A 24,208-nucleotide genomic window follows, 5' to 3' on the forward strand; every position below is an offset into this window, starting at 1 on the left:
GACCTACTCGGTTGTCTCCGAAGACATTCCGCTCTTGATTCGTAGCGTGCCGTGAGCGAGGCCGAGCTCGTTCTCCAGGGCGCGGCATACGAGGCGCCCGCGGTCGGGCGTGCCGGCGTAGTGCACCAGGGCGTGCGCATTGACACCGTCGACCATGCCGAGGAATTGCCATGCCACATCCGCCGGCTCATCGGTGGTGAACTCCCCCGACGCGACGCCCTCCTCGATCACCCCGACCACCAGCGTCTGCCAGGTGTCCATCACTGCGCGCACCGCGGCGGCGAGTGAGTCGTTGGTGCGGCCAAGACTGAAGGCGTCGGCCCACACCGTGGTCACGTCGTCGCGCGAGGGTTCCAGCAGTGTCGCGACGAGTCGACGGAGTTTGTCGGTGGCGGACGGCGCCTCGGCAAGTAATTCGGCGATCTCGTCGACCTCGGCGTTGGTCACGGTGGTGAAGGTGGCGGCGACGAGTTCGTCCATACTCGGCTCGTAGTGGGCCACGAGCGCCGGGGCGACACCGATCCGGGCGGCCACCGACCGTAGGGTCAGCACGGGGAGTCCGTCCCTGCGGGCGAGTTCACATGCAGCCGAACGGATCTCCTCCGCGCGCTCCTCGGGCGATTTGCGCGCGGCGCGCGGTCGGACCGCACTCGACGACCTGCTCATGCGGGCTCCGGTCCGGCCGGAGTCGCCAGGGCGGGGGCGTCGAGAACCTCCATACGCTGTCGCGACATCATCACCAGTCCAAGGTAGATGATCGCGGCCACCACGCCCGACCCGATCGCGCTGGGGTCGATGCCCCCGAAGATGTCGGCGAGGGGCCCCGAGTACAGGTCCGTCTGCACGCTCAGCAGTCCGAAGGCCGAACCTCCGACCCACGCCGCGACGGCTGCCGGATTCCAGCCGCGGACGAACCAGTACCGTCCGCCACGGCGTCCTTGAGCGAATGCTTGCAGGTCGTAGGGGTCATAGGTGCGGGTGCGCAGCGCGCCGACGACCATGACGACAGCCCAAGGTGTGGCCACCGCGTTGACCACCACCGTCGCGGCGGTGATCGCATCGACGGCGTCGAGGACGAACACACCGACGTAGAGCAGGGCGACCGCCACCGCGGCTGCGAGCGCCGTGGTGTGGACCCGCTTGAGCCGGGGGAAGAAGGTCTCCAGGTCGAGTCCCGTCGCGTAGATGCACATCACGCCCTGACCGAAACCACCCGCAATCGACACGATCAGGATGGGGATCAGGAACCAGAACGGCGACGACGACACCAGGTCGGCCATGAACTCCCCCGAGTTCACCGTCATCGCCGATCCCGCGAAGGCGCCCAGGACCGCGGGCAGCAGGGTGCCGAACATCAAGCCGGCGAACAATGCCCACCGGATCGACGAATCACTGTGGCGTTTGATCGAGATCCGCCTGGTGTAGTCGCCGATGATCGGCGCGTAGGAGATCGGTCCGGCGGTGGCGAGCACCGTCGAGAGGACCATCGTCGACCAGTAGCCGCCGACCGCGAAATGTCCGGTGGCGCTGTGCACATCGAAGGTCGGCGCGAAGGCCACGAACCCGAGTAGAAGGACCGCCGCGGCCACGGTTACGAGGAACTTCTGCATGGCCACGATGGTGGCGTGGCCGAACAGCGCGACGGCCACGATCACGACCGAGACCACCGCGTACCCCACCCCCAGCATGACGGGGTTCTGCGGCAGACCCACCAGACGATGCGCCGCTGCCACGAGAGCGTCGCCGCTGGTCCATACCGTGATGGCGGCGAAGACGATGGCGATCACCAGCGAGAGCGCCGATCCGATGAGCCGGCCCCGGATGCCGAAGAAGGCCCCGCTGGAAACGGTCATGTTGGTTCCGGTCCGCGGCGAGACGCCGGCCAGCGGCAGCACGACGACGGTCCCGATGAGCGTGCCGACGACGGTCGAGATCACCGCTCCCCAGAAGTCGAGTCCGAGTTGGATCGAGACCCAGCCGAACACGGCGATCGTCCAGCCCAGGTTGCCTCCGGCGAAGACGGCGAACACGTTGCGGGGGTTGGAGTCTCGCTGGCTCTCCGGCAGGTGGTCGACGCCGGACTCCTCGATCCGCCCGACCCGGTCGGTCGGGTCCGCGATCACCTCGGCGCCGTCGGGTTGGTCGGGCTCGGATGGTGCAGGTGTCATGGCGGCGCTCCTCGGCTGGTTCGATCCGCGACCCGACGGGTCGGGGTGTGACAGCGATCATGGAACTTGTTGATCACACAGTCAATAGCTATTGATCATCCCATCAATATTTCCCGGAAACCCTTGACGCACGCAGCGAGCACCGCCTACTCTCGACAGTTATTGACCATTAGATCAATACCGGACCAGCAAGGGGAACATCAAGTGTCGTGGACCATGCCTGCCGAGACCGCTCGGCATGACCGTGTGTGGATGGCCTTCCCGAGGCCCAACACCACCCTCGCCGAGAGCGCCGCCGACGCCGAAACCGCTTATACCGCTTGGAGTACGGTGGCCAATACGGTCTCCGATTTCGAGCCGGTGACGGTGGTCGTGGACCCTACGGAGGTGGCCCGCGCACGCACGATGCTCACCGCATCCATCGACATCATCGAGGCCGAACTCGACGACGCCTGGATGCGTGACATCGGCCCGACCTTCGTCACCGACGGTGCGGGACACCTCGCCGCCGTGGACTGGACCTTCAACGGCTGGGGCGCCCAGGAGTGGGCCGAATGGGACAACGACCGCCGCATCGGCCGCGTCGTCGCCGAAGCCGCGGGCGTGCCGGTCATCAGCTCGATGCTCGTCCAGGAAGGCGGTGCGATCCACGTCGACGGCGAAGGCACCGTCCTGGTCACCGAGACCGTCCAGCTCGATCCCGGCCGAAACCCCTACGCGACCACAGAGTCCGTCGAAGCCGAACTCGCCCGCACGATCGGCGCACAGAAGGTGATCTGGCTGCCACGCGGTCTGACCCGCGACTACGAGCGCTTCGGCACCCGCGGGCACGTCGACATGGTGGCGACCATCCCCTCCCCCGGCACGCTGCTCCTGCACGAGCAGCCCAACCCCGAGCACCCCGACAACGTCGTGATGCACGAGCTCCGGGACTTCCTCGCCGGGACCACCGACGCCGCGGGACGCCGATGGGACATCGTCGACCTGCCCGCCCCCGACGCGATTCGCGACGAGACCGGATTCGTCGACTACAGCTACATCAACCATCTCGTCGTCAATGACGGCGTGATCGCCTGCGGCTATGGCGAACCCGCCGCCGACGAGCGCGCCGCCGAGATCCTCGCCTCCGTGTACCCCGGGCGACGAGTGGTGACCATCGACGCGCGGGAGATCCTGGCGCGTGGCGGCGGAATCCACTGCATCACCCAGCAGCAGCCGGCCGTCGGGGACCTGTGATGACCAGCCATCCGGAGAACACTCCCCGTACACAGACCCCGCCGTTGGTGGAGTCGTCCATCGCCGAGCTGAGTGCGGCACTCGCGCAGGGCCGGGTGACCGCCGTCGAGCTCGTCGCCGCCTACCTCAACCGCATCGCATACTACGATCGCCACGGCACCGCACTCAACGCGATCCCCGTGCTCAATCCGAACATGTTCGCCGAGGCCCGCGCCTCCGACGAACGACGTTCTCGCGGTGAGACGCTCGGGCCGTTCGACGGGATTCCCTACACCGCCAAGGACAGCTACCGCGTTGCGGGATTGTCGGTGGCGGCGGGTTCTCCGGCGTTCGAAAACCTGATCGCCGGTGACGACGCCTTCACCATCGAGCGACTGCGCGCGGCCGGAGCAATCTGTGTGGGTCTGACCAACATGCCGCCGATGGCCAACGGAGGCATGCAGCGCGGCGTCTACGGCCGGGCCGAAAGTCCCTACAACGGTGACTATCTCGCGGCGGCGTACCTGTCGGGGTCGTCGAACGGATCGGGCGTGTCGACCGCGGCGAGTATGGCCACTTTCGGCCTCGGCGAGGAAACCTGGTCGAGCGGACGATCTCCGGCGTCCAACAACGCGCTGGCCGCCTATACCCCCTCCCGGGGTGTCATCTCGGTGCGCGGTAACTGGCCGTTGACACCGACCATGGACGTGGTGGTCCCGCATACCCGCACGATGGACGACATGCTGGCGCTGCTCGACGTCTTGGTCGACGACGATCCGCAGACCCGCGGTGACTTCTGGCGGACCCAGCCGTGGGTGAGCCTACCCGCCGCCTCCGAGGTTCGGCCTGCCTCCTACCTCGACCTGCGAGACGGGGATGCGTTGCGCGGCAGACATTTCGGTGTGCCACGCATCATTCTCGGCCAGGACGATCAGGCCGGGTGGCCGATCACGCCGCGGCCGTCGGTGCTGCAGCTGTGGGAGCGCGCCCGCGCAGACCTCGAGGCCGCCGGCGCCACGGTGGTCGACGTCGACTTCCCGGCGCTGACCAATTACGAACTCGACCGTCCCGGTGCACAGGACGGCTATGCACGGGGCATCCTGCCTGCCGGCTTCTTCGATGCCGAGATGTGGGATCTCACCACCTGGGCGTGGGATGACTTCTTGCAGACCACCGGTGATCCGGCCCTGCACCGCCTCCAAGATGTCGAGGGCGAGCTGATCTTCCCGCTACCCAACGGCGCGATCCCCGACCCGCTCGACGGCTACTATGCGCGCTACAACCTCGACATCAGCGAGTACCCGCACCGCGCAGCGCAGGGCATCACACCTCTGACCGAGATCCCCGACCTCGCCGACGGCGTGCGAGGCCTGGAAGAACTGCGCCGCATCGACTTCGAGGACTGGCTCGACGAGCTGGAGCTCGATGCACTGGTGTTCCCGTCCGCTCTCGACGTCGGGGCCGCCAACGCCGACACCGACCCGCAGGCCCACGATCGCGCCATGGCCAACGGGGTGTGGGTGTCGACGGGCAACACCATGATCAGGCACTACGGCATCCCGACGGTCAACGTCACCATGGGGACGATGAGCGACATCGGCATGCCGGTGAACCTGACGTTCGCCGGCCGCGCCTACACCGACAACGCGCTGCTCGCCTACGGGTGGGCCTTCGAGCACCGGACCCGTCGGCGCACGGCGCCACCGCGAACCCCCGAACTGCCCGCCCTCACCCGACCGGGAACCGTCGCCACCGGTGCCGCCCCCGAACTCACGGTGACGGCCACGGCTCGCGGCGATGACGACGTCACCGTCATCGAGGTCACCGGCAGCACCGATGCCCCGATGCTGCAGGTGTTCGTCGACGGCTCGGCGGTCGCGGTCGACCGCGACGACCAGTCATTCACGGCGACAACGCATGTGCCGACCGCCGAGCTGCGCCGAACCCACTCGTCATGGCGTGACTCCTATGGCGCGCTGGTCCTGGCGGTCGCGACGGCCGAGCACGGGGCAGCAGTGGCCGACTACCGGATTGTCGACGAACCGGCCGGCTGACGACGGGCAACCGCGGTCAGTAGGCCGGCGGTTCTCCTTCGGCCGCCGGCCCCTTCTCCACGGGCGTGTTCTCGATGATCGACTTGTACGCGTGATTCTCGTGACGCACCATGCGGACGAAGAACGCGACGAACAGGAGCACCGCGAGCACGAAGACGATCCACACCCCGATGGAGAACCCGCCGAAGGTGAACACGACCGAGGCTCCGTCGTAGGAATCGATGGGATTGAACATTTACTTGACCTCCTCGGTGGCGACGAGCAACTCGTCGGTGGTGCGCATGACGGTGACCGGAATGCCCTCGGGATACGGCGTGGCGGGAACCTCGGTGAGGTCGAGACCCTGCTCCTCCACCTCGGGTGGAATACGCAGCATCCCCAGTTTTTTCAGGGCAAGGGACACGAGATAGGCGGGGACGAATCCTAGCGCGACAAAGGTCAGCGCGCCCACGACCTGTCCCCAGAACGAGATCGAGGGGTTGCCGTCGGTGTTGGGATAGCCGGCCAGAAACACCCCGGCCATGAGCACCGAATACAACCCGATACCGCCGTGGACCGACACCGCACCGACGACGTCGTCGATCTTGAACTTCTCCAACAGTTTTCCGATGAACGGGATCAACGCTCCTGCACCCAGGGCGATGATGAACGCCAGTGCCGGGTGATAGAGATCCATGCCCGACGCGACGCCGATCACCCCGGCCAGCCCGCCGGAGATCGTCCAGAACGGCTCGCCGCGTGAGGTCAGATAGGCGCCGATGATGCCACCGGCCAGACCCATCAACGTGTTGAAGGCGAACGCGGACAACGTGGTCGGGCTTCCGTAGATCGTCGCGTAACCGCCGGGCCCGTAGATGACACAGCCCATCAGGAAGCCGAAGAATCCGGTGAAGATCAACATCAGGCCGAGCATCGTCAGAGGCAGATTGTGGGGCCGGATGGTGACCGCCGACCCGTCGGTGCGAAACTTGCCGATGCGTGGACCGAGGTTGAGAAGTATTCCGAGAGTGGCGAATCCGGCGATCATGTGCACACAACCCGCGGCTCCGACGTCATGGAACCCCAGCTTCGTCAGCATCCACCCGGCGCCATGCCAACCCCACGCCGCGCCGATGATCCACACCACCGAACCAACGAGCACGGTGAGAACGAGAAAAGCGCTGGTGCGGATTCGCTCCAACACCGCTCCGGACATGATCGAGCCGGTCGTCGCGGCGAACAGGGCGAACGCACCCCAGAAGATGCCGCTGGCCGAGTCCTCAACGTTGGGTCCCATGTTGTCGCTCCACGGAAGCGCGGCCTTGGCGGCATCGCTGAACTCGATGAAACCGCTGGGCATCGCGTTGTAGAGGAACCACCCGACAAAGTAGAACGACGCCACGATGGTGGCGAAGGCGAGCAGATTCTTCATGGCGGTGGCCAGCACATTCTTCGACCGCGAGGCGCCCACCTCGTACGCCAGGAACCCGGCGTGGATCAACATCATCAATGCTATGGACACCCAGTAGAAGAACTCGTTGTTGACCGACCCCATCGTGGTGATGGCGTCGGTGACCTCGGTGGACAAATCGAACCTCCCGGCACGCGAACTGTTTCATCTCACTGAACAAGGCGTACCGACGGTGTACGCAGTGGTGAGACTAGGCCGGTGATGGGTCGACGATGTCACCGAAAGTAAACGAGTCGTAAAGTACGCTTTCCCGGCATCACCGACGTGACCACGCCCGGGACCGACGCTCTATGAGGGTGTCAGCCCCGTCGCTTACGCCGCCGCCGATAGGCCTGCAGAAGCGGCCGACCCACTGTCGTCAGGTAGAACGCGCCGAAGCCCACCCCGACCGCGATGAGCAATCCGCCGAACACCCGGTTCGTTCTCGCCTCGTGATTCCGGTCGGTCACATTGGAGGCGTGCGGCGGGAACGGATCGCCCTTGTCGATGAGTTCCTCACCGTCCCGGCCGAAGTGCACACACTCCTCGGTGGCGGTCATCGCCACTCCGGCGCACGTCGTCGCCGCGGTGACCATACTGATTCCCCGGCGATCAGACATCCCGTCACGATCACCGGGATCATCAGGCCGACGACAATCGTCACCGGACCTCGACGGCCGCGGGTCCGGCCACCGCGACCCGGTCGGACACGCCGTGCGTCGCCCGCGTCGTTCATCGTCCGATCGTCTCACAACCGCCGGCGCCCGAGGTCGATCGGACATCCTGACGACGATGACGAAAAAGCATTCACCCTAACCCTTTTCGAGTTTTTTGTCCGTATCGCACACCTTCTCGTCGGCCGGGCCGGCACTCGACAACCATGTGCACGACAGTAGTGTCGATGGCGGTCCCACCAGCTTTCCGATCATCGGAGGTCGCCGTGCTCCTCACCAAGCACACCCACGCCACCATCACGTTGACCGATCACGGTTCGACGCTTCTCGTCGATCCCGGCGCCTTCACGCCGAACACGGCGGAGTTGTTGGCCGACGCCGACGCCGTCATGATCACCCACGAGCACTTCGACCATTTCGATGCCGAGAAAATCCTTGCGGCCCTGCGTGATCGCCTCGAACTGCACCTCTACGGCCCCGCCTCGATCGCCGAATCCCTCTCGGTGGTCGCCGACCGGGTACATATGATCTCGACGAATCAGACACTCGACGTCGGCGGATTCACGGTCGAGGCGTTCGTCACCGATCACGCGGTGATCCATCCCGAGATCCCCTCGGTGGACAACATCGGTTTCTTGATCGACGGTACGGTCTTCCATCCCGGTGACGCCTATCTGAATCCGGGACGACCGATCACCACCCTGCTTCTACCGGTGAGTGGTCCGTGGATCTCCACCGAGCAGGCCATCGACTATGTGCGGGCGGTGAAACCGCAGCGCAGCATCGCCATTCACGACCTGATGCTCAGCGCTGCGGGCAAATCGACGACCGCGATGTTCTTGGGTGAGAACTCACTGACCGCGACACCGCTCGAGACGATGGAACTCGGCGAGTCACGCGAACTCGCCGGAATCTGAACGGTCCGACGATGCCGACCCCGCGATCGACACCAGGACGAACTGGCGCACCCGCCCCGCCGCGCGCGCAGAACAATTGGAGTAGAGCGGATCGGTCAGTTGTTCGGCGAGCACGACCTCGATCGGCCCGTGCGGACCGGTCAGGGTCACCGTGATCCGGTGATCGTCGTGCCGGACGTCGAGCGGATCGAGCGCGTCGATCCGATCCTCTCCGGTCCGATCACGCACGAAATGCTGTGCCGCCTGCACCGCGTGCGGCAGCGATGTGCGACCACGAAGCAGTGAGTCGACCAGCCGTCCCTCGGAGTGGCGCCGGATCACCATCGCGGGATCGGGTGCCGTGTCGACCCGTCCGTAACTCAATCCGTGCGGGAACACGAGCATCGTCGCAGCGAACCGATCACCACCCAGATGCGAACATTCCCATGTCCATTCGGGATACGCCTCGGCGATCGCGGCGGTGGCCGCGCGACCGCGCACCGCACAGCACTGATCGTGTTTGCCATGGGCGCAGACCGCGACGACGGGATCTCCGGAGATCTCACCGGCCGATCCGTCGAGCGCCAGGTCCAGGTAACCGGTCGGATCCGATACCTCGCCGCGGCGCACCGATTCGTGTCCGGGACGCGCATCGACGACGAACCACCGCCAGCGCGGTGTCGGTGGTCGTCGGCCCGGCCTGCGGATCGCCACAATCCGCATTCCCGCCGACTCGGCGCGGCGCACGATGGCACGCCCCAGGTCGGGATCGAGCACCGACGGCGAGGTGAGGAACGCCGACGGCCCCCACGGACCGGAGAGTTCGAGCAGCAGCCACGAGGAGCCCGCCGACGCCGTGCCGTACATCGGGTCGTTGCGCGCGAGGGACTGGTCGCTGCACGGGCGGAGGTCGGTCATGACTCCCGTTCTGTCTCAGGACTTCTGGGTACCGGTACGACGACGGCTTCGCGAAGCAGTCGGCGCAGCAGGACCTCTCCGTCGGCGGCGTCGAGTCCCGGTAGCCGGTCGCTGCGCACCACACCCCCGCGACGCACCTCGGTGAGCGCGTCGGCGCAGAATCCGGGGAAACTCACGGTCCGATCCGGTAGGCGGAGTTCAACGCGGCCGGCCACCTCGGTCACCGCTCCCGCGAGCCCCTGTCTCCACCGCGCCGTCCCCACCGATGCCGGATGTGACAGCGCCTCCAACGTCGCGAGGGGACGTACGGGTGCCGGCCGGGTGCGATCGGCGTACCTGCGGGCGAGCACGCCGGCGGCCCCCACCTCGATCTCCGAGGAGCGGTCCCGCACGATCTCGAGTGCTGCGGCCAGTGTCTTGGAGACCAGCGTTGCGGTGGCGTCGGGATCGGTGAGATCTATTCCCATGGGCAAGGATTCGCGCAGCTCGCGTACCTCCGTGAGCTCATCGACAACTGCTCCGAGGACGTCGAGCGCGGTCAGTGCGGCGGTGCCGATGGTGAGATGAATCGACGTGGACTCCAGTGCTCGGGCCGAATGGACCCAGCCCCGGGGTAGATAGAGCGCATCGCCGCTGCGCAAGACGGTGTCGATGACGGGCGGGTCATCCGTCCGTCGTTCGATGTCGTCGCGATGATCGGTCCATGGTTGCGAGTCCACCGGATCGAGGTGCACCGGCGCGTGCACGGTCCACCGTTTCTCGCCGGAGATCTGGAGAACGAACACATCGTGGACGTCATAGTGGGGATCGAAGCCACGATTGCTGGGCGGAGTCACATAGGCGTTGGCCTGCACCGGGTGACCGAGATCGTCGACGAGGCCGCTCACGAGGTCGATGACCGGGGGCCACAGGCGGTGCAACCCCTGCAGGACGATGGTGGCTCCGTCGGCGAACTGCGCCAACACCTTTGCCGAGTCCACCTGGTCGGGCATCTCGGCACCGAAGCCCGCCGGACCCACATAGTTCTCGCGGGCGAGCAGCGTGCCTTCCTTGGCCATGCGGATGAATGGCGTGCGGACGCCGCGCTCGGCGACGAGTTCATCGACGGCGCCCGGCGAGAGTAGGTCGGCGAAGTCGCGCGGTAGGTTCTCGGCGCGACTGAGCAACGGCGATCGACCCCAATGCTCGCGAGCGAAGACATCGGGATCGATCGCGATGCAGCGTTCCAACATCACTGTCGTTCAGGCAGTTCCGTCAGCTCCACCGTCGTGACCACCGGGGTTGGAGCCGCCGTCGGCCGGACCTTCACCGTCGGCGGTGCCATCGGCGCCACCGTCATGGCCGTCCGGGTTGGAGCCGCCGTCGGCAGGCCCCTCGCCGCCACCGGCGGTGCCGTCCGCTCCGCCGTCATGGCCATCCGGGTTGGAGCCGCCGTCAGCCGGTCCCTCACCGCCGGGGCCGGAGGTGGTGATGTCGTCGTCATCGAGTGCCATCGGTGATCCTTCCTCGAATGGGGCATGCCCGAACGGCACAGCCCTCACCTCCACTATGAGCACATCTTTCGACCCATGGGGCCGTCCCACCCGAAACGCCGACGGTCCGGCTCCTCGTCGCGACACCGCCCACCAGCACGAATGCCGCTCTCCGGGCACCTCGGAATTCGCTGGTCCAACCCGCGGGTAACCCCTAGGCTGTGGCGATTCATCGATACAGCGGAAGGCAGAACATGAGTTCCACGATCAGCGATGACCCCACACCGCCACCACCGCACACCCGGGATTTCCACCCGGGAGACATCGACGGGATCGTCGATCTGTGGGAGAGGACCGTGACGCGGCCCGCCGACGCCGTCTACTCACTCTCGGAGGTGCTCGCCTCCTGCCGTGAGGACCATGCTCTGGTGGCTGTCGACGACAACGAAACGGTCGTCGGCGCAATCGTCGGCCGGGCCGCGCACGCTCAGGGGTGGATCGTGTTCTTCGGCGTGACACCGAGTCGTCACGATTCCACGGTGGCAAGTGCTCTGGTGAATCATCTGGCTCGCAAGATGGGGCCGCTCGGACTCGACCGTCTCTCGGCGATCGTGTCCAGCGACGAGGCACGATTCGACGACTACGTGCGGGAGGGCTTCTCCGCGCGGGAGAACCTGCGATACCTGGAGCGGATGGTTACCGTCAGTGCGCACGAGCTCGCCGTGCTCCGTGAGCTGGGCGGCCACACTCTTCCACCGGATCTGTGGACTGCCGTCGGCGGCATGCACCGGGAAAAGGAACTGCTCGAACTGCGGCTGATCACCCCACTCGACCGGCCCGATCTCGCCGTGCGGTTCGGTGTCGTGCCGCCCCGGGCGGTGATCCTGTTCGGGCCACCGGGAACCGGGAAGACCACCTTCGCCAAGGCGGTCGCCGCACGGCTCGGCTGGTCGTTCGTCGAGGTCTTCCCCTCTCGGCTGGCCGGGGACGGAGGTGGCCTCGCATCAGGACTACGAGACACCTTCGGTCGAATCGCCGAGATCAACCGGGTGGTCGTGTTCATCGACGAGGTCGAGGAGATCGCGTCCCGGCGCACCGGCGAACCTGCCCATGCCGGACAGGGCGTGACCAATGAATTGCTCAAGCTCATTCCCGAGTTTCGTTCCAGTCCAGGACGATTGCTGATCTGCGCGACGAATTTCATCCGTGCCCTCGACACCGCGTTCCTGCGGCACGGACGCTTCGACTACGTCATCCCGATCGGTCTGCCCGACCGGGAGGCGAGGACGGCCATCTGGAGTAGGTATCTGCCGCCCGCCGCTCGAGGGGTCGACGTGGAACGCCTCGTGGTGGCCAGCGACGGTCTGACACCTGCCGATATCGAGTACGCTGCCCGGCGAGCAGCGCAGGACGCCCTCGAACGGGCTCTGCGCGACGACGCGCCGGAGGACTCCGACGGCCCGTCCACCGCGGACTACCTCAACGCCCTCTCGGCGACGCGGGCGACCGTCGCCTCCGATGTGGTCGCGGACTTCCTCGACGACATCGACCAGCTCGCACGACTGTGACCATCGGGCTCCGGGTCGGCGTCCTAAGCTGACGTCATGGGCTTCACAGGTTTTCCCGAGGCTGCGTTGGACTTCTACGACGATCTCGAGATCGACAACACGAAGGCGTTCTGGGCGGCGCACAAGGCCACGTACGCCTCGGCCGTGGCCGAGCCGATGGCTGCGCTGACCGCAGACCTCGCCGACGAGTTCGGCGAGGCCAAACTGTTCCGGCCGTATCGGGACGTGCGATTCGCCAAGGACAAGTCGCCCTACAAGACCCATCAGGGCGCATACGTCGCGGTCGCCCCGGCCACCGGGTACTACGTGCAGATCGGGGCGCCCGGGGTCCGGGTCGGCGGGGGTATCTACGACACCTCGGCCGATCGGCTCACCGCCATACGCGCCGCGATCGTCAACGAGCGCAGTGGAACCGAGCTGGAGCGGATCGTCGATGAGTTGTCCGACGCCGGTTGGGAAGTCGGCGGCGACAAGCTCAAGACCGCGCCGCGGGGATTCGACCGGGATCATCCGCGGATCGATCTCCTGCGCCATAAGACGATCACGGTCATGCGGGATTACGGATTCGATCCGGTCATCCACACCGCCGATCTCGTCGACCGCATTCGGGTCGACTGGCGGACCACCACACCGTTGATCGAATGGATTCTGCGACACGGCAATGCGTGAGGACACCCTGGGTGTGTCCGCAGCGCCGCCACACTGCGACCGCGGCTCGTGCCGCGATCACAGGTGCCGCCCGATACCACTGGCAGCGACCTGCAGAGCCGCCAGCAGCCGATTGCGGTCTCGTTTGAGCGTGGGTACCACGACCCCGATGGCCGCGACCACCGACGCCGGATCGCTGACCGGCATCACCGGCACTGCCAACGAGCAGGCTCCCGGCGACATCTCCTCGCTGGTGGTGGCGTATCCGCGTACCCGGATGTCCTCGAGTTGACGTGCAAGGACCTCCGGTGAGGTGATCGTGTGCGGGGTGATCCGCACCAGTGTCGACATCGATTCTGCGACAACATCATCCGGCGCATGCGCCAATAGCACCTTGCCGACGCCGGTACAGTGCAACGGAAGTCGACTGCCGACGGTGCTGACGATCGGCACCGAGGCGCGCCCGGCCATCCGCTCCACGTAGAGCACCTGGGCTCCGTCACGGACGGCGAGGTGCACGGTCGCCAGCGTCGCCGCATAGACGTCGTGCAGGAACGGCTCCGCGACCTGCTTGAGTCGGCCGGAGACCGGTGCCCGCAGGCCGGCCTCCCACAGGAGTCGACCGACCACGAACCGGCCGTCGGGACGACGTGCCAGCGCGTCCCCGACGACGAGTTCGGCCGCGAGTCGGTGCGTGGTCGCCACCGGCAGCCCCGATCGCCGGGCGAGCTCGCTGAGCGTGAGCACCCGATGGCGCTCGTCGAATGCCCCGATGATCGCCAGGACCCGCGAGGTGACGGTGGCCCCGGCGACGGACGTGTTGCCGGCCATGGGGAGCTCCTTCCGACAGAGGCTTTCCGCTCAGCGGAAGCCTACCCTTTCCCGGATCACCTCGGCCGACCTACTGTGATCCACATGACAGCCCTCAACACCAACCCCGACAGCGCGTCGGCGAGCCAGCGGGAGATCAGTGGTGAGATCACCGCGATCGAGACCGCGTATCAGCACGCCGGCGTCGAGGAGACCCAGCCGCGTCTGGACTATCCGCCGTATCGCAGCAGCCTGCTGCGCCATCCGACCAAGGACCCGCACCACGCCGATCCGGAGACCCTCGAACTGTGCTCGCCGGTGTTCGGGGAACGTGATGTCCACAAGCTCGAAGCCGACCTCACGATCGCGCATCGCGGCGAGCCGATCGGCGAGCGCATCGTGGTGACCGGTCGTGTACTCGACGGTCAGGGCCGGCCGGTGCGTCGCCAACTCGTGGAGATCTGGCAGGCGAACTCGGCCGGGCGCTACATCCACAAACGGGACCAGCACCACGCGCCGATCGACCCCAACTTCACCGGCGTCGGGCGATGCCTGACCGACGAGGACGGCAACTACCGCTTCACCACGATCAAACCCGGCCCCTATCCGTGGAAGAACCACCACAACGCGTGGCGGCCCGCGCACATCCACTTCTCGCTGTTCGGAACCGATTTCACGCAGCGGATGATCACCCAGATGTACTTCCCGGGCGACCCGCTGTTCCCCTTCGACCCGATCTACCAGTCGATCGTCGACGCGAAGGCACGCGAGCGACTCGTCGCCGCCTACGATCACGACGTCACCAGTCACGAATGGTCCACCGGTTACCGTTGGGACATCGTGCTCGCCGGCAGCAATCGCACCCCGCTCGACGACGAGGAGAACTGATGACCGCCCTGCTGCCGCCCACACCCGCTCAGACCATCGGGCCGTTCTACGGGTACGCACTGCCGTTCGAGGGTGACAACGAGCTGGTGCCGCCACGCTCCCCCGGCTCGATCCGCCTGCACGGACTCGTCACCGACGGCGACGGCCAACCCATCCCGGATGTACTGCTCGAACTCTGGCAGGCCGACGCCGACGGGACCGTCGTGCAGCGAGCCGGATCGCTACGCCGAGACGGGTGGACCTTCACCGGCTGGGGACGCTGCGCCACCGATGACGCCGGCGAATACTCGTTCAGCACAGTCCAACCCGGACCGATCGACGGCGCGGCACCCTACTTCCTGATCACCGTGTTCGGTCGCGGCCTGCTGCACCGGCTGTTCACCCGCGCCTACCTGCCAGGTCCACTCGCCGAGGCCGACCCCTTCCTCGCCGGCGTGCCCACGGACCGGCGCGCCACCCTGATCGCCGCGGCCGACACCGACGGATTCCGTTTCGACCTGCGCCTACAGGGCGCCGACGAGACCGTCTTTCTCCACTACCCGGGGCAATAGACGTTGAGCGATCTGTTCTGGCCGGGTGATCACCGCGCAGGCGACCTGATGAGCGACGAAGCGCTCTTGCGTGCCCTCGTCGAGGTCGAGAATGCTTGGCTGGCAGCACTTGTCGGCAACGGTGCGGCGCCGGCGGAGGCGGCAGCAGACCTCCGTCCGCTCGTCGGGGCGGACGATCTCACGACCATCGCCGTCGGTGCCGAGGCCGACGGCAATCCCGTCAGCGGGCTGGTGTCGCTGCTGCGGTCGCGCACCGACGGCGCCGCTTCGGCGTGGCTGCATCGGGGACTGACCAGTCAGGACACCCTCGACACGGCACTCATGATGAGTGTGCGTGACGTCCTGCACCGCATCGAGCAGCAGGTGCGGTCGCAGGTGCGGGCGCTGCTGGCACTGATCGACGCGCACCGTGACGCTCCCCTGCTCACCCGCACCCTGACCCAGCCCGCACTGCCGGGCACCGCGGGCCGCAAGTTCGGCGTCTGGCTCACCGCCATCCTCGACGCCGCCGACACCCTGGCCGCTCTCCCTCCGATTCCCGTCCAGATCGGCGGCGCCGCAGGCACTCTCGCGGCGCAGGTCGAATTGGCCGGTTCGGTGCAGGCCGCGCGTGCGCTGGTGTCCGCAGCGGCCGACACCGTCGGTCTGGCCGATTCGCCGCCGTGGCACACCACGCGCGCCCCCGTCACCCGCATCGGCGACGCCCTGGCGACCTGCTGCGACGCATGGGGCCACCTCGCAGGCGACCTGGCGGTCGCCGGACGTCCCGAGATCGGCGAGTTCACCGAGGGCGGCGGTGGCGGGTCGTCGACGATGCCGCACAAGAACAATCCCGTCCTCACGGTGTTGCTCCGACGGGCCGCGCTGGTCGCACCGGGCCTCGCCGCGACCCTGCATGCCGCGTCGGCGTCGAGCATCGACGAACGCTCCGACGGAGGGTGGCACGCCGAGTGGTCGACGCTGCGCACCCTGAGCCGTCACACCGTCACCGCCGGCGCCCAGGCCGCGCAGTTGCTGACCGGTTTACAGTTCCATCCCGACCGCGCCGACGCCAATCTCGTCTCGGCCCAAGGCATTCTGACCGAGCAGGAGACGATGTCGCGTCTGGCCGGGCACGCGGCGTCGCCGGACTATCTCGGCGCCACCGCCGCCCTGGTCGACGACGTCGTGGCGCGCGCACACCGCTACCTCGAAGGAGTCAGCCCGTGACCGATCCGTACACCGATCCCTACGACGCCGGAATGGCGTTCCGCCGTGAGGTTCTCGGCGATGCCCATGTCGATCGGGCGAACGCCGCCAGCACCGGCCTCACCGAGGAATTCCAGCAGTTCATCACCCGCTATGCCTGGGGAACGGTCTGGACGCGGCCCGGACTGGACCGACGCAGCCGGTCGATGATCACGCTCACCGCGTTGATCGCGCGCGGCCATCACGAAGAACTCGCCATGCACATCCGCGCCGCCCGCCGCAACGGACTCACGGTCGATGAGATCAAGGAGGTCATCCTGCAGAGCGCCATCTATTGCGGGGTGCCCGATGCCAATTCGGCTTTCCGCATCGCGTCATCCGTGCTGGCCGAGGAGATCTGAATCTTCGCCGCGGCCGTCGCGACCGATCACCTCACGCCAGCGCATCGACGTAGTACCAGCGGCCGTTCTCTCGGACGAAGCGACTGTGTTCGGACATCGTCCGGCGCGCTCCGTCGATTCGGTGGTGGGCGACGAAGGCCACCTCTCCAACGTCGTCGAACGGGCCACCACCGGAGGTCTCGGTGACGTCGAGGCGATACCAGTCGATCTCGTCGTCGAGCTCGAGATCGTCTGGGCGGGTGCGTCGATGCCACGTGGCGAGCAGGTACTCCCGATCACCGACGGCGAACGCGGTGAATCGTGACCGCATCAATGCCTGTGCGGTCGGTGCGCGCCGCCGACCCTCGAGAAGCGGTCCGCAGCACTCGCCGAAAGTCAGCCCGGAGGTACACGGGCACCGCCCATCGGATGACACCACACGCATGAGTGCCAGCGTATCCGCCCGGTCGCACCGTCCCGGGGTCGCAGCAAGGTCCACGGTCGGTGACATTCCGTCCCCAGACATGCCGCCCCTTGACATCCCCGCCTCTTGACATCCCCGCCGGGGGCCGGAAGATTCGGCAACACCAGGTGATCTGAAGTCAACGGTGAGAGGGTCTGCAATGAGCCGCAGTGTCGTGGTCGTCGTCGGAACCGGGGGCATGGGTGTGGCCATCGCGCGCCGACAGGGTGGCGGACGACGGGTGGTGCTCGCCGATGCCGATACGACCGCTCTCGACGCGCAGGTCGACACTCTCGACGGCGAAGGGTTCGACGTCTCCGGCCATCCGGTCGATGTGGCGTCGGCGGATTCGTTGGGGCGCTGGCCGAGCACGCATCCGGGCTCGGCGCGGTGGAACAGGTCGTCCACACGGCCGGGTTGTCGCCGGTGCAGGCGAGCGCGGAGGCGATCCTGCGAGTCGATCTCCTCGGGGTCGCCCTGTCGCTGGACATCTTCGGCAAGGTCATCACCCACGGCGGTGCGGGTGTGGTGATCGCGAGCATGGCCGGGCACATGTTCGGGCCGCTGCCGGCCGATCAGGCCGCAGCATTGGCCACCACCGCCGCAGAAGATCTGCTCGGATTGGGATTCCTGCAGGGTGACGTCGCCTCGAATCCGGCGCTCGCCTATGGAATCGCCAAGCAGGCCAACCACGTTCACGTGCGCGCGGCTGCCCGAACCTGGGGTGCCCGCGGCGCCCGGATCAACAGCATCTCTCCCGGCGTGATCGCCACGGCGATGGGTCGCCAGGAACTCGCCGGCGCCAGCGGCGAGACGATGCGAGCGATGATCGAGGGCTCGGGCACCGGACGGGTGGGCACCGCGTCCGACATCGCCGCCGCGGCCGCCTTCCTCCTGGGCCCCGAATCGTCGTTCGTCACCGGCACCGACCTGCTCGTGGACGGCGGCGTGGTCGCTTCCCTGACCGCCCAGAGCTGAAAAATGTACAGTGTCACCGCTTTCGGTGCGGTCGATGTACTGACGGCGGACAACGGCGGCGTCCTACCGTACGGCAACACCGTCGTGGTTCGCGGATCGGACGCTGTTCTGGTGATCGATCCGTCACTCGCCCTCGACGACGACCCCGTCGGCGCCGACGCGGTGATGATCAGTCACGCACACGAGGACCACATCGCCGGACTGCGACACTTCACCGCCGACACCTTCGCCCACCGTCACGACGCTGCCGCGGTCGGCTCCCTCGACACGCTGATCGCCGGCTACGGACTCGACCCGGAGGTCGTCGACGCGATGACCGCGGAGTTGACCGACGAGTACCACCTGCCGGCCGTTCGTGACGGCGTCGTCGGCGTGACCGATGGCCACACCTTCGATCTCGGCGACCAGACCGCGACGGTGATCCATCTGCCCGGACACACCGCCGGGCACTGCGGTGTGCTGATCGAGCCGGCCGGGTTTCTCTACGTCGCCGACATCGACCTTACCTCGTTCGGGCCGATGTACGGCGATCTCGGGTCGAGTCTCGAGGACTACCTCGCCTCCATCGACCGGGTCGCCGAGATCGACGCCCGCTGGTACGGGACCTTCCACCACAAAGGGGTGGTGACCGGACGCCCCGAGTTCGGTACGCGCCTCGCGGCCTACCGCGACCGGATCCTCGAGCGCGAGGATCGGTTACTCGAATTCCTGCGACAGCCACGGACTTTCGACGAGATCGTGACACACCGGCTGGTGTATCGGCCACATGTCGAGGCCCCGTGGGTGCGATCGGTGGAGCGTCGGACCGCCCAGTTGCACCTCGAGCGCCTCCACGCCGCGGGCGCGGTGATCGCGATCGGCGACGGGCAGACCGGGCTTCATACGGGCGTCGATCAGACGCAGACCCGGTCCGGTGCGGTATCGACCATGTCGTGGGTCATCGCGTAGGCGGCACGCATGCGCGCCATCTCGGTGTCCCGGTCGGTATAGGCGCGTCGGGTGAACTCCTCGAGTCCACCGGCGCGGCGGATCTGTGCACGGGTCATGAGGTGCATGATCCCGGACAAGCGGGGTAGCAGCCGGGCGATCCGGCGACGACGGATGCCGAGCGCGTCGGCGTCGGCATCACCGAGGAAGACCCGCTCGTATCCCTCCATGACGGCCGTGGCGACCGGCACCCGCCACCGCTGCGGCAACGACATGGTGTTGGCGAACTCGGGAATCAGATAGTCGGCGTTGAGCGCGGTGACGAATTCGCGGTCGTAGGCATCGGGGCCGGGCGAGGTCAATCGGTACAGTTCCTCGATCCGCCGGTGATCGGCCTCGTTTCGGGGATTCAGGTCGTCGTCCATGCCGATCACATGACCCACGTAACGCCACAGGTGATAGATGTCGTCGAGTTCGTCTGCGGTGAAACGTAGCCCGAGCGTGCCCATCGCCTCGATCGCGATGTGCCCGAACTCGGCGAGCGTGAATGCCATGTACGGCTGCGGAATCGGGACGCCCCACGCCTCATGCTCCCACGAACCAGTGCGCAGCAGATGCGCCCGGACGTGCGCGTGGATCATCCGCACCCGCACCGTGTAGGCGAAACCCTCACCGCCGCGCCGCATCCCACCCGGCGTCAGCACCCGGCGCAACCATTCGCCGACCTCCACCGAACGCACGCCCGGCATCGTCGAGTACCGCCCGGTCAGCGCCAACGGTTTGCCCGCGATACTGTTGCCCGCGCCGCGCAGCAACGAGGCCGCCCCCAGCACGATAGCCATGGCCGGGAAGTGCCGCACGAGGGCGTCGGCGGCGCGGTCGCAACGATCGTGGTCGAGCCAGTCGGGCTCGCGCTCGAGCGAATCGAACAGCGCGACCAGTGCCGGTGGCGCGCCGGTCAGCGAGCCGATGCCGTCGGCGAGAGCCGGGTGGATCAGAGCGGCGGACCCCCGTTCGGCGACGACGGCGTCGGCGAGATCATCGGCACGCCACATGGCGGCGATCCAGGTGTCTCCCGCGTGTCCGTACAACGTGCGGGCTTGGTCGGTGTTCACGAGCTCGGTGGGCGGCACAAGAGTCATGACACCAGGCAAACACGAGGAATCCTCACTTACCATTCATTTCATGGCCCGAACCCCTGCCCGCTCCGCCGCGGGCGCCGCACGCGCGTCGCGCCGCGTCAGCCGCGTGCCATCGCGATGCGCAGGCGCCTGTTGGACGCGACCACGACGTTGCTCGCCGAGCGGCCCGACAGTCTCCCGACAACCCAGGACATCGCAGATCACTGCGATGTCAGCATCGGGACGGTGTATCGCTACTTCGCCGACGTCGGCGACATCCTGTTCGATCTCCGGCAGGAAGCGATCCAGCAGATCAGCACGGACCTCGCCGTCGGCATCGGGCAGGCGATCGACGCCGAACCATTCGCCGCGATCACCACCGTGGTCGATGCCCTCACTTCTTCGTTCGAGCGGCACGCGCCGGTGATCGCGGCCTCGCTGGCAGGTGACAGCGCAGAGTTCGGGTCGGCATGGGCGCAGATCGAGGCGCCGCTGATCCCGCTGGGACGCATCCTCCCGACGCGCTTGCGCCCGGATCTGTCGCCCGCGGAGCTCGACGATCTGGTGTTCCTCACCATGGGTGCCACCGCGAGCCTGTGTCTCCGCGTGGCCCTGGCTCGCCCGGCAACCGCCGATCGCCGGCGACTGGTCGACACCTGTGCACGAATGCTGTTGGCGGCCTTCGCGATTCCCTGATCGTTGATCACCCCGTTGTACCGCCACGGCGACCCACCACGCGACGTCCAGCCAACTGCCAGCGTGATCGCGGTGCCGTCCCAGCTGCGCGCAGTGTGATGATCGGTATGCACACCACGAAGCACTCCTACACCGACACCGTCCTCGTCGTCACCGACGGCTCGCTGCGGTCTCGCGCAGTCATCGACCAGGTCCTGCGCTCGGGCCGCAACGCCGTGGTCGCCGGACGCCACACCCGCGACCTCGTCTCCTATGTGGACGCCGCCGTCCACGACCGGGTCTGGGCGGTCGTCTGCGATCCGGCCGATCCGACGCAGATCGACGAGCTGATCGAACGCGCCACCGACACGATGGGCCCGGTGATCATGGTCGTCGACCCGGCCGGACAACTGCACGACGTCCACTCCGCCGACCGGCAGGTCGCCTGACTCCCGGGGAGCGCGTGCCAGCCTTCAGTGACGTGAGATCTCCCGCACCGTACGCACCGTCGCCATCGTGGCCGGATTCGCATGCTGGTTCGGGGCGGACGTCGATACGGCATGCGACCGGCGAACGTGGCGTCGACAGTGGGTGAACACCGATGGCATAACCTGACGAGGTGCTGTCTGTCCGGGAGCTGTCGCCGCGCCTGATCGTCGTCGGCATCCTCATCGCCGCCGCAGGCGTCTGTTATTCGTCGTGGGTGCTGGAGTTCTTCTGGGCCTCGCCTCTGGATCCGCTCCGCAGCTTCATGAGTGAACTCGACGCGGAGCACCGCCCGCATCGCCTGGTCTACGTGTACGGCGACGTCATCACCGCGGTATGCGCCATGCTTGCCGGGGTGCTGGCGTTCGTTCCTCGTCCCGCAGTGGCCGGCGGCTTCGCCCGCGGTGCGCTCGTCTCGCTCGTGGTATTCGGGGTGTCCACCATCACCGACGCGTTGTCGCCCATCGAGTGCATTCCGCACGTCGACCCGAATTGCCCGTCAGAGCCGAGTGGGCTGTTGCCCCAACTGCATCACATCCACGCCTTCACCAGCAGTGCGGCGGTGTTCGCGATCTTCATCGCGATGATCCTCGGCGTGGTCGCGGCCTGGCGGACACCGATCTGGCCGGTGCTGCGCCTGCTCGGCCTGGCGATCCTGGTGGTCATCTCTGTCGCGACGGTATGGATGTTGGCCGCCGACAACCTGTCCGGCGACTGGCTGCTGGGGCTCGCACAACGCATTCAGATCGGCGGCATGACGCTGTATCTGGTGGTGTGGGGCGCTGCCGTGGCCGTTCAGCGAAGGTCGATCACGCCCTCACCGGCGTCGGCGGCGTAGAGCAACTCGATGTGCTCGGCGTACTTGTCGGCGATGGGCTTGCGCCGCAACTTCATCGTGGGGGTGAGTTCGGTGCCGCCGGGCTCCCACGCCTCGGGCACGATGGTGAATCGTTTGACCTGTTCGACACGGGAGAGTCGACCGTTGCCGAGTCGGACCGCGCCGATGACCTCCTCGACAACCTGCGGATGCCCGGTGAGGGCTGCGACGTCGGCGTCGGGCATGTTCAGCGCTTTCGCACGGGCGGCCGCGGCGTCGGGATCGAGTACGAGCAGCGCCGACACGAACGGTTTGGCGTCGCCGATCGCGACGACCTGCCCGATCAACGAGGACGCCGCTTTCAGTGCGTTCTCGATGTTGGTGGGCGACATGTTCTTTCCGGACTCGTTGATGATGAGTTCCTTCTTGCGGTCGACGATCCGCACGTTGCCGTCCGCGTCGATCTCGGCGATGTCACCGGTGGCCAGCCACCCGTCGGAGTCGATCGTCTCGGCCGTCTTGTCGGGCTGTTTGCGATAGCCGCGCATGACCACCGGCCCCCGGATCAACAGTTCCCCGTCGTCGGCGAGGGTGACCTCGACACCCGATACCGGCTTGCCGACGGTTCCGATCCTCATGTTCTCCGGCGTGGTCATCGTCGAGACGCCTGTGGTCTCCGACATGCCCCACACCTCCAGCACCGGTATCCCCAGTCCGAGGAAGAACTGCAGCACCTCCGGCGGTATCGCGGCAGCACCCGACCCGGCGAAGGTGAGCTGGTCCATGCCGATCGCCGACCGCACCTTCTGCAGGACGAGCTTGTCGGCGAGGGCGTGCAGGGCGCCGGCGATCGCGTTCGGCGAGCGGCCGTCGAGCTGCGCTTGCGCTGCTGTAGCACCGGTTTTCATCGCCCAGGCACCCAGCTTCTTCTTGACCGGGCTGGTTTCCTCGGCGAGTTTGGCCTCGATGCCGGCCCGGATCTTCTGCCAGACGCGGGGCACCCCGAAGAAGAACGTCGGTCGCACCTCGGGGAGCGCGGCAGCGATCTCCCGCGGATCGGGGACGGTGGTGACCTGGATACCGCGCACCATGTTGGCCGCATGCGAGGAGACCCGGTCGGCGATGTGTGCGGCGGGCAGATAGGAGATGACGCGGTCGTCGAAGCCGACGTCGACGACCTCGGCCAGTGAGGCCAACTCGGAGATGATGTTGCGGTGGGTGATCTCGACACCCTTGGGCGGACCGGTGGTGCCCGAGGTGTAGATGATGGTGGCCAGATCATCGGGCCGTACCGTCTGCCATGCGGCCGCGAAATCGAAATCCGTTGCGCCCGATTGCTCTACGTCGTCCAGCGTGATCGCGCCGGTGGCCGGCCCGTCCACCACGATCGTGGTGGTCACCGCGGTGGATGCGGCGCGGACCGCCGGGACGAACATCTGCTCGGTGACGACGACGGCGTTGCCGGCATTGCCGAACAGGTACTCGATCTGTTGCGGGGAGCTGGTGTTGTAGATCGAGAACGGCACCGCACCGAGGTGCAGCGCTGCGGTGTCGACGAGATGAAACTCGGGCCGGTTGGTCAGCATGATGCCCACGGTGTCGCCGGGGCCGACACCGAGTGCGGCCAGACCGCGGGCGATCGCCTCGACCCGGCGTCCGTACTCGGCCCAGGAGATCTCCCGGATGCCGCCGACGGTGCGCAGCGCGATCGCGGTCGGACGCATACCGACCGTCGCCTGGAACGCCTCGGGCAGGGTGGCCACCTCGCGGCCACTCTCGTGTGGGAAGAAAATCGGATCGGATTCGGACATGGATGACCCCCGACGAGACTGGTGTGGGTGATGACGCACATCACACTAGCCGCGGGCGTCGGAGCGCACAG

General features: G+C 67.0%; 25 protein-coding genes and 1 pseudogene. 14 read left to right on the forward strand and 12 right to left on the reverse strand.

The window, feature by feature from the left end:
* Window positions 1-3: 3 nt before the first annotated feature.
* Both J6U32_RS18015 and J6U32_RS18020 read right to left on the reverse strand, forming a co-directional pair.
* Complete coding sequence (locus tag J6U32_RS18015; protein ID WP_208791524.1) at window positions 4-666, reverse strand: TetR/AcrR family transcriptional regulator; 663 nt, start codon at window positions 664-666, stop codon at window positions 4-6.
* A complete protein-coding gene (locus J6U32_RS18020; protein ID WP_208791525.1) occupies window positions 663-2,168 on the reverse strand; it encodes a purine-cytosine permease family protein in 1,506 nt (501 codons plus the stop codon). The genes J6U32_RS18015 and J6U32_RS18020 overlap by 4 nt, the downstream gene beginning before the upstream one ends.
* Window positions 2,169-2,372: 204 nt before the next feature.
* Between J6U32_RS18020 and J6U32_RS18025 the strand changes: the two genes are divergently transcribed.
* Window positions 2,373-3,404: an agmatine deiminase family protein gene (locus J6U32_RS18025; protein WP_208791526.1), complete on the forward strand. Its 1,032-nt coding sequence runs from the start codon at window positions 2,373-2,375 to the stop codon at window positions 3,402-3,404.
* Complete coding sequence (locus J6U32_RS18030; RefSeq protein ID WP_244332106.1) at window positions 3,404-5,437, forward strand: amidase; 2,034 nt, start codon at window positions 3,404-3,406, stop codon at window positions 5,435-5,437. The genes J6U32_RS18025 and J6U32_RS18030 overlap by 1 nt, the downstream gene beginning before the upstream one ends.
* 16 nt (window positions 5,438-5,453) lie before the next feature.
* Here J6U32_RS18030 and J6U32_RS18035 read toward each other — a convergent pair whose 3' ends face one another.
* From J6U32_RS18035 to J6U32_RS18045, 3 genes are all read right to left on the reverse strand, one after another.
* Window positions 5,454-5,672, reverse strand: a complete 219-nt coding sequence (locus tag J6U32_RS18035) for a hypothetical protein (protein WP_208791527.1) — start codon at window positions 5,670-5,672, stop codon at window positions 5,454-5,456.
* Window positions 5,673-7,004, reverse strand: coding sequence for an ammonium transporter (locus tag J6U32_RS18040; protein ID WP_208791528.1), 1,332 nt, complete (start codon window positions 7,002-7,004; stop codon window positions 5,673-5,675).
* Window positions 7,005-7,186: 182 nt separating this feature from the next.
* Window positions 7,187-7,486 (reverse strand): hypothetical protein, encoded by a 300-nt coding sequence (locus tag J6U32_RS18045; RefSeq protein ID WP_244332109.1) that lies wholly within the window; start codon window positions 7,484-7,486, stop codon window positions 7,187-7,189.
* Between the two features lie 281 nt (window positions 7,487-7,767).
* On the opposite strand from J6U32_RS18045, the gene J6U32_RS18050 reads away from it, so the two are divergent.
* Entirely contained in the window at window positions 7,768-8,457 is a 690-nt protein-coding gene (locus J6U32_RS18050) for an MBL fold metallo-hydrolase (protein ID WP_244332111.1), read from the forward strand.
* Here J6U32_RS18050 and J6U32_RS18055 read toward each other — a convergent pair.
* The 3 genes from J6U32_RS18055 to J6U32_RS18065 are packed head-to-tail and all read right to left on the reverse strand — an operon-like array spanning window position 8,434 to window position 10,847.
* The gene (locus J6U32_RS18055; RefSeq protein ID WP_208791529.1) at window positions 8,434-9,354 is read right to left on the reverse strand and encodes a sucrase ferredoxin; all 921 of its coding nucleotides are present in this window, start codon (window positions 9,352-9,354) and stop codon (window positions 8,434-8,436) included. The two genes, J6U32_RS18050 and J6U32_RS18055, sit on opposite strands and share 24 nt — an antisense overlap.
* Window positions 9,351-10,586 carry a cupin domain-containing protein gene (locus J6U32_RS18060; protein ID WP_208791530.1) on the reverse strand — a complete coding sequence of 412 codons (1,236 nt, stop codon included), beginning with the start codon at window positions 10,584-10,586 and terminating at the stop codon, window positions 9,351-9,353. The genes J6U32_RS18055 and J6U32_RS18060 overlap by 4 nt, the downstream gene beginning before the upstream one ends.
* A gap of 9 nt (window positions 10,587-10,595) precedes the next feature.
* The gene (locus J6U32_RS18065) at window positions 10,596-10,847 is read right to left on the reverse strand and encodes a BatC protein (protein ID WP_208791531.1); all 252 of its coding nucleotides are present in this window, start codon (window positions 10,845-10,847) and stop codon (window positions 10,596-10,598) included.
* Between the two features lie 233 nt (window positions 10,848-11,080).
* On the opposite strand from J6U32_RS18065, the gene J6U32_RS18070 reads away from it, so the two are divergent.
* Both J6U32_RS18070 and J6U32_RS18075 read left to right on the forward strand, forming a co-directional pair.
* Window positions 11,081-12,394, forward strand: a complete 1,314-nt coding sequence (locus J6U32_RS18070) for an ATP-binding protein (protein WP_244332113.1) — start codon at window positions 11,081-11,083, stop codon at window positions 12,392-12,394.
* A 36-nt stretch (window positions 12,395-12,430) separates the two neighbouring features.
* On the forward strand, window positions 12,431-13,063 hold the full coding sequence (locus J6U32_RS18075) for a DUF2461 domain-containing protein (protein WP_208791533.1): 633 nt from the start codon (window positions 12,431-12,433) through the stop codon (window positions 13,061-13,063).
* A gap of 57 nt (window positions 13,064-13,120) precedes the next feature.
* On the opposite strand, the gene J6U32_RS18080 is transcribed toward J6U32_RS18075, so the two are convergent.
* Window positions 13,121-13,873 (reverse strand): IclR family transcriptional regulator, encoded by a 753-nt coding sequence (locus tag J6U32_RS18080; protein WP_208791534.1) that lies wholly within the window; start codon window positions 13,871-13,873, stop codon window positions 13,121-13,123.
* 84 nt (window positions 13,874-13,957) lie between these two features.
* On the opposite strand from J6U32_RS18080, the gene pcaH reads away from it, so the two are divergent.
* Genes pcaH through pcaC form a run of 4 tightly spaced genes read left to right on the forward strand, consistent with a single transcriptional unit; the run spans window position 13,958 to window position 16,880 of the window.
* Window positions 13,958-14,740 carry a protocatechuate 3,4-dioxygenase subunit beta gene (gene pcaH / locus J6U32_RS18085; RefSeq protein ID WP_208791535.1) on the forward strand — a complete coding sequence of 261 codons (783 nt, stop codon included), beginning with the start codon at window positions 13,958-13,960 and terminating at the stop codon, window positions 14,738-14,740.
* Complete coding sequence (gene pcaG / locus J6U32_RS18090; RefSeq protein WP_208791536.1) at window positions 14,740-15,291, forward strand: protocatechuate 3,4-dioxygenase subunit alpha; 552 nt, start codon at window positions 14,740-14,742, stop codon at window positions 15,289-15,291. The genes pcaH and pcaG overlap by 1 nt, the downstream gene beginning before the upstream one ends.
* Before the next feature lie 3 nt (window positions 15,292-15,294).
* The gene (locus tag J6U32_RS18095; protein ID WP_208791537.1) at window positions 15,295-16,500 is read left to right on the forward strand and encodes a lyase family protein; all 1,206 of its coding nucleotides are present in this window, start codon (window positions 15,295-15,297) and stop codon (window positions 16,498-16,500) included.
* A 32-nt stretch (window positions 16,501-16,532) separates the two neighbouring features.
* Window positions 16,533-16,880, forward strand: a complete 348-nt coding sequence (pcaC, locus tag J6U32_RS18100; protein WP_244332986.1) for a 4-carboxymuconolactone decarboxylase — start codon at window positions 16,533-16,535, stop codon at window positions 16,878-16,880.
* 31 nt (window positions 16,881-16,911) lie between these two features.
* Here the strand turns inward: pcaC and J6U32_RS18105 are convergent, their stop codons facing one another.
* Window positions 16,912-17,304: a YchJ family protein gene (locus J6U32_RS18105; RefSeq protein ID WP_208791539.1), complete on the reverse strand. Its 393-nt coding sequence runs from the start codon at window positions 17,302-17,304 to the stop codon at window positions 16,912-16,914.
* A gap of 178 nt (window positions 17,305-17,482) precedes the next feature.
* Here J6U32_RS18105 and J6U32_RS18110 point away from each other — a divergent pair.
* Window positions 17,483-18,300: pseudogene (locus J6U32_RS18110) on the forward strand (SDR family oxidoreductase).
* Window positions 18,301-18,303: 3 nt separating this feature from the next.
* Entirely contained in the window at window positions 18,304-19,248 is a 945-nt protein-coding gene (locus tag J6U32_RS18115; protein ID WP_208791540.1) for an MBL fold metallo-hydrolase, read from the forward strand.
* Here J6U32_RS18115 and J6U32_RS18120 read toward each other — a convergent pair.
* Window positions 19,194-20,369: an oxygenase MpaB family protein gene (locus J6U32_RS18120; protein WP_208791541.1), complete on the reverse strand. Its 1,176-nt coding sequence runs from the start codon at window positions 20,367-20,369 to the stop codon at window positions 19,194-19,196. The two genes, J6U32_RS18115 and J6U32_RS18120, sit on opposite strands and share 55 nt — an antisense overlap.
* 117 nt (window positions 20,370-20,486) lie before the next feature.
* Here J6U32_RS18120 and J6U32_RS18125 point away from each other — a divergent pair, with 117 nt between their 5' ends.
* From J6U32_RS18125 to J6U32_RS18135, 3 genes are all read left to right on the forward strand, one after another.
* Window positions 20,487-21,044 carry a TetR/AcrR family transcriptional regulator gene (locus tag J6U32_RS18125; protein WP_244332115.1) on the forward strand — a complete coding sequence of 186 codons (558 nt, stop codon included), beginning with the start codon at window positions 20,487-20,489 and terminating at the stop codon, window positions 21,042-21,044.
* A gap of 107 nt (window positions 21,045-21,151) precedes the next feature.
* On the forward strand, window positions 21,152-21,472 hold the full coding sequence (locus J6U32_RS18130; protein WP_208791542.1) for a hypothetical protein: 321 nt from the start codon (window positions 21,152-21,154) through the stop codon (window positions 21,470-21,472).
* Window positions 21,473-21,642: 170 nt separating this feature from the next.
* Window positions 21,643-22,347: a DUF998 domain-containing protein gene (locus J6U32_RS18135; protein ID WP_208791543.1), complete on the forward strand. Its 705-nt coding sequence runs from the start codon at window positions 21,643-21,645 to the stop codon at window positions 22,345-22,347.
* Here J6U32_RS18135 and J6U32_RS18140 read toward each other — a convergent pair.
* The gene (locus J6U32_RS18140; RefSeq protein WP_208791544.1) at window positions 22,305-24,137 is read right to left on the reverse strand and encodes an AMP-dependent synthetase/ligase; all 1,833 of its coding nucleotides are present in this window, start codon (window positions 24,135-24,137) and stop codon (window positions 22,305-22,307) included. The genes J6U32_RS18135 and J6U32_RS18140 overlap by 43 nt on opposite strands.
* Between the last annotated feature and the right edge of the window lie 71 nt (window positions 24,138-24,208).

Source organism: Gordonia polyisoprenivorans (assembly GCF_017654315.1).
Classification (GTDB): domain Bacteria; phylum Actinomycetota; class Actinomycetes; order Mycobacteriales; family Mycobacteriaceae; genus Gordonia; species Gordonia polyisoprenivorans_A.

Excerpts from the sequence above, each read along its gene's own strand:
- J6U32_RS18015 (WP_208791524.1), bottom strand. The coding sequence starts at position 666 with ATGAGCAGGTCGTCGAGTGCGGTCCGACCGCGCGCCGCGCGCAAATCG.
- J6U32_RS18020 (WP_208791525.1), bottom strand. The coding sequence starts at position 2,168 with ATGACACCTGCACCATCCGAGCCCGACCAACCCGACGGCGCCGAGGTG.
- J6U32_RS18030 (WP_244332106.1), top strand. The coding sequence starts at position 3,404 with ATGACCAGCCATCCGGAGAACACTCCCCGTACACAGACCCCGCCGTTG.
- J6U32_RS18035 (WP_208791527.1), bottom strand. The coding sequence starts at position 5,672 with ATGTTCAATCCCATCGATTCCTACGACGGAGCCTCGGTCGTGTTCACC.
- J6U32_RS18045 (WP_244332109.1), bottom strand. The coding sequence starts at position 7,486 with ATGTCTGATCGCCGGGGAATCAGTATGGTCACCGCGGCGACGACGTGC.
- J6U32_RS18050 (WP_244332111.1), top strand. The coding sequence starts at position 7,768 with ATGGCGGTCCCACCAGCTTTCCGATCATCGGAGGTCGCCGTGCTCCTC.
- J6U32_RS18055 (WP_208791529.1), bottom strand. The coding sequence starts at position 9,354 with ATGACCGACCTCCGCCCGTGCAGCGACCAGTCCCTCGCGCGCAACGAC.
- J6U32_RS18060 (WP_208791530.1), bottom strand. The coding sequence starts at position 10,586 with ATGTTGGAACGCTGCATCGCGATCGATCCCGATGTCTTCGCTCGCGAG.
- J6U32_RS18065 (WP_208791531.1), bottom strand. The coding sequence starts at position 10,847 with ATGGCACTCGATGACGACGACATCACCACCTCCGGCCCCGGCGGTGAG.
- J6U32_RS18070 (WP_244332113.1), top strand. The coding sequence starts at position 11,081 with ATGAGTTCCACGATCAGCGATGACCCCACACCGCCACCACCGCACACC.
- J6U32_RS18075 (WP_208791533.1), top strand. The coding sequence starts at position 12,431 with ATGGGCTTCACAGGTTTTCCCGAGGCTGCGTTGGACTTCTACGACGAT.
- J6U32_RS18080 (WP_208791534.1), bottom strand. The coding sequence starts at position 13,873 with ATGGCCGGCAACACGTCCGTCGCCGGGGCCACCGTCACCTCGCGGGTC.
- pcaH (WP_208791535.1), top strand. The coding sequence starts at position 13,958 with ATGACAGCCCTCAACACCAACCCCGACAGCGCGTCGGCGAGCCAGCGG.
- pcaG (WP_208791536.1), top strand. The coding sequence starts at position 14,740 with ATGACCGCCCTGCTGCCGCCCACACCCGCTCAGACCATCGGGCCGTTC.
- pcaC (WP_244332986.1), top strand. The coding sequence starts at position 16,533 with ATGGCGTTCCGCCGTGAGGTTCTCGGCGATGCCCATGTCGATCGGGCG.
- J6U32_RS18105 (WP_208791539.1), bottom strand. The coding sequence starts at position 17,304 with ATGCGTGTGGTGTCATCCGATGGGCGGTGCCCGTGTACCTCCGGGCTG.
- J6U32_RS18115 (WP_208791540.1), top strand. The coding sequence starts at position 18,304 with ATGTACAGTGTCACCGCTTTCGGTGCGGTCGATGTACTGACGGCGGAC.
- J6U32_RS18120 (WP_208791541.1), bottom strand. The coding sequence starts at position 20,369 with ATGACTCTTGTGCCGCCCACCGAGCTCGTGAACACCGACCAAGCCCGC.
- J6U32_RS18125 (WP_244332115.1), top strand. The coding sequence starts at position 20,487 with ATGCGCAGGCGCCTGTTGGACGCGACCACGACGTTGCTCGCCGAGCGG.
- J6U32_RS18130 (WP_208791542.1), top strand. The coding sequence starts at position 21,152 with ATGCACACCACGAAGCACTCCTACACCGACACCGTCCTCGTCGTCACC.
- J6U32_RS18140 (WP_208791544.1), bottom strand. The coding sequence starts at position 24,137 with ATGTCCGAATCCGATCCGATTTTCTTCCCACACGAGAGTGGCCGCGAG.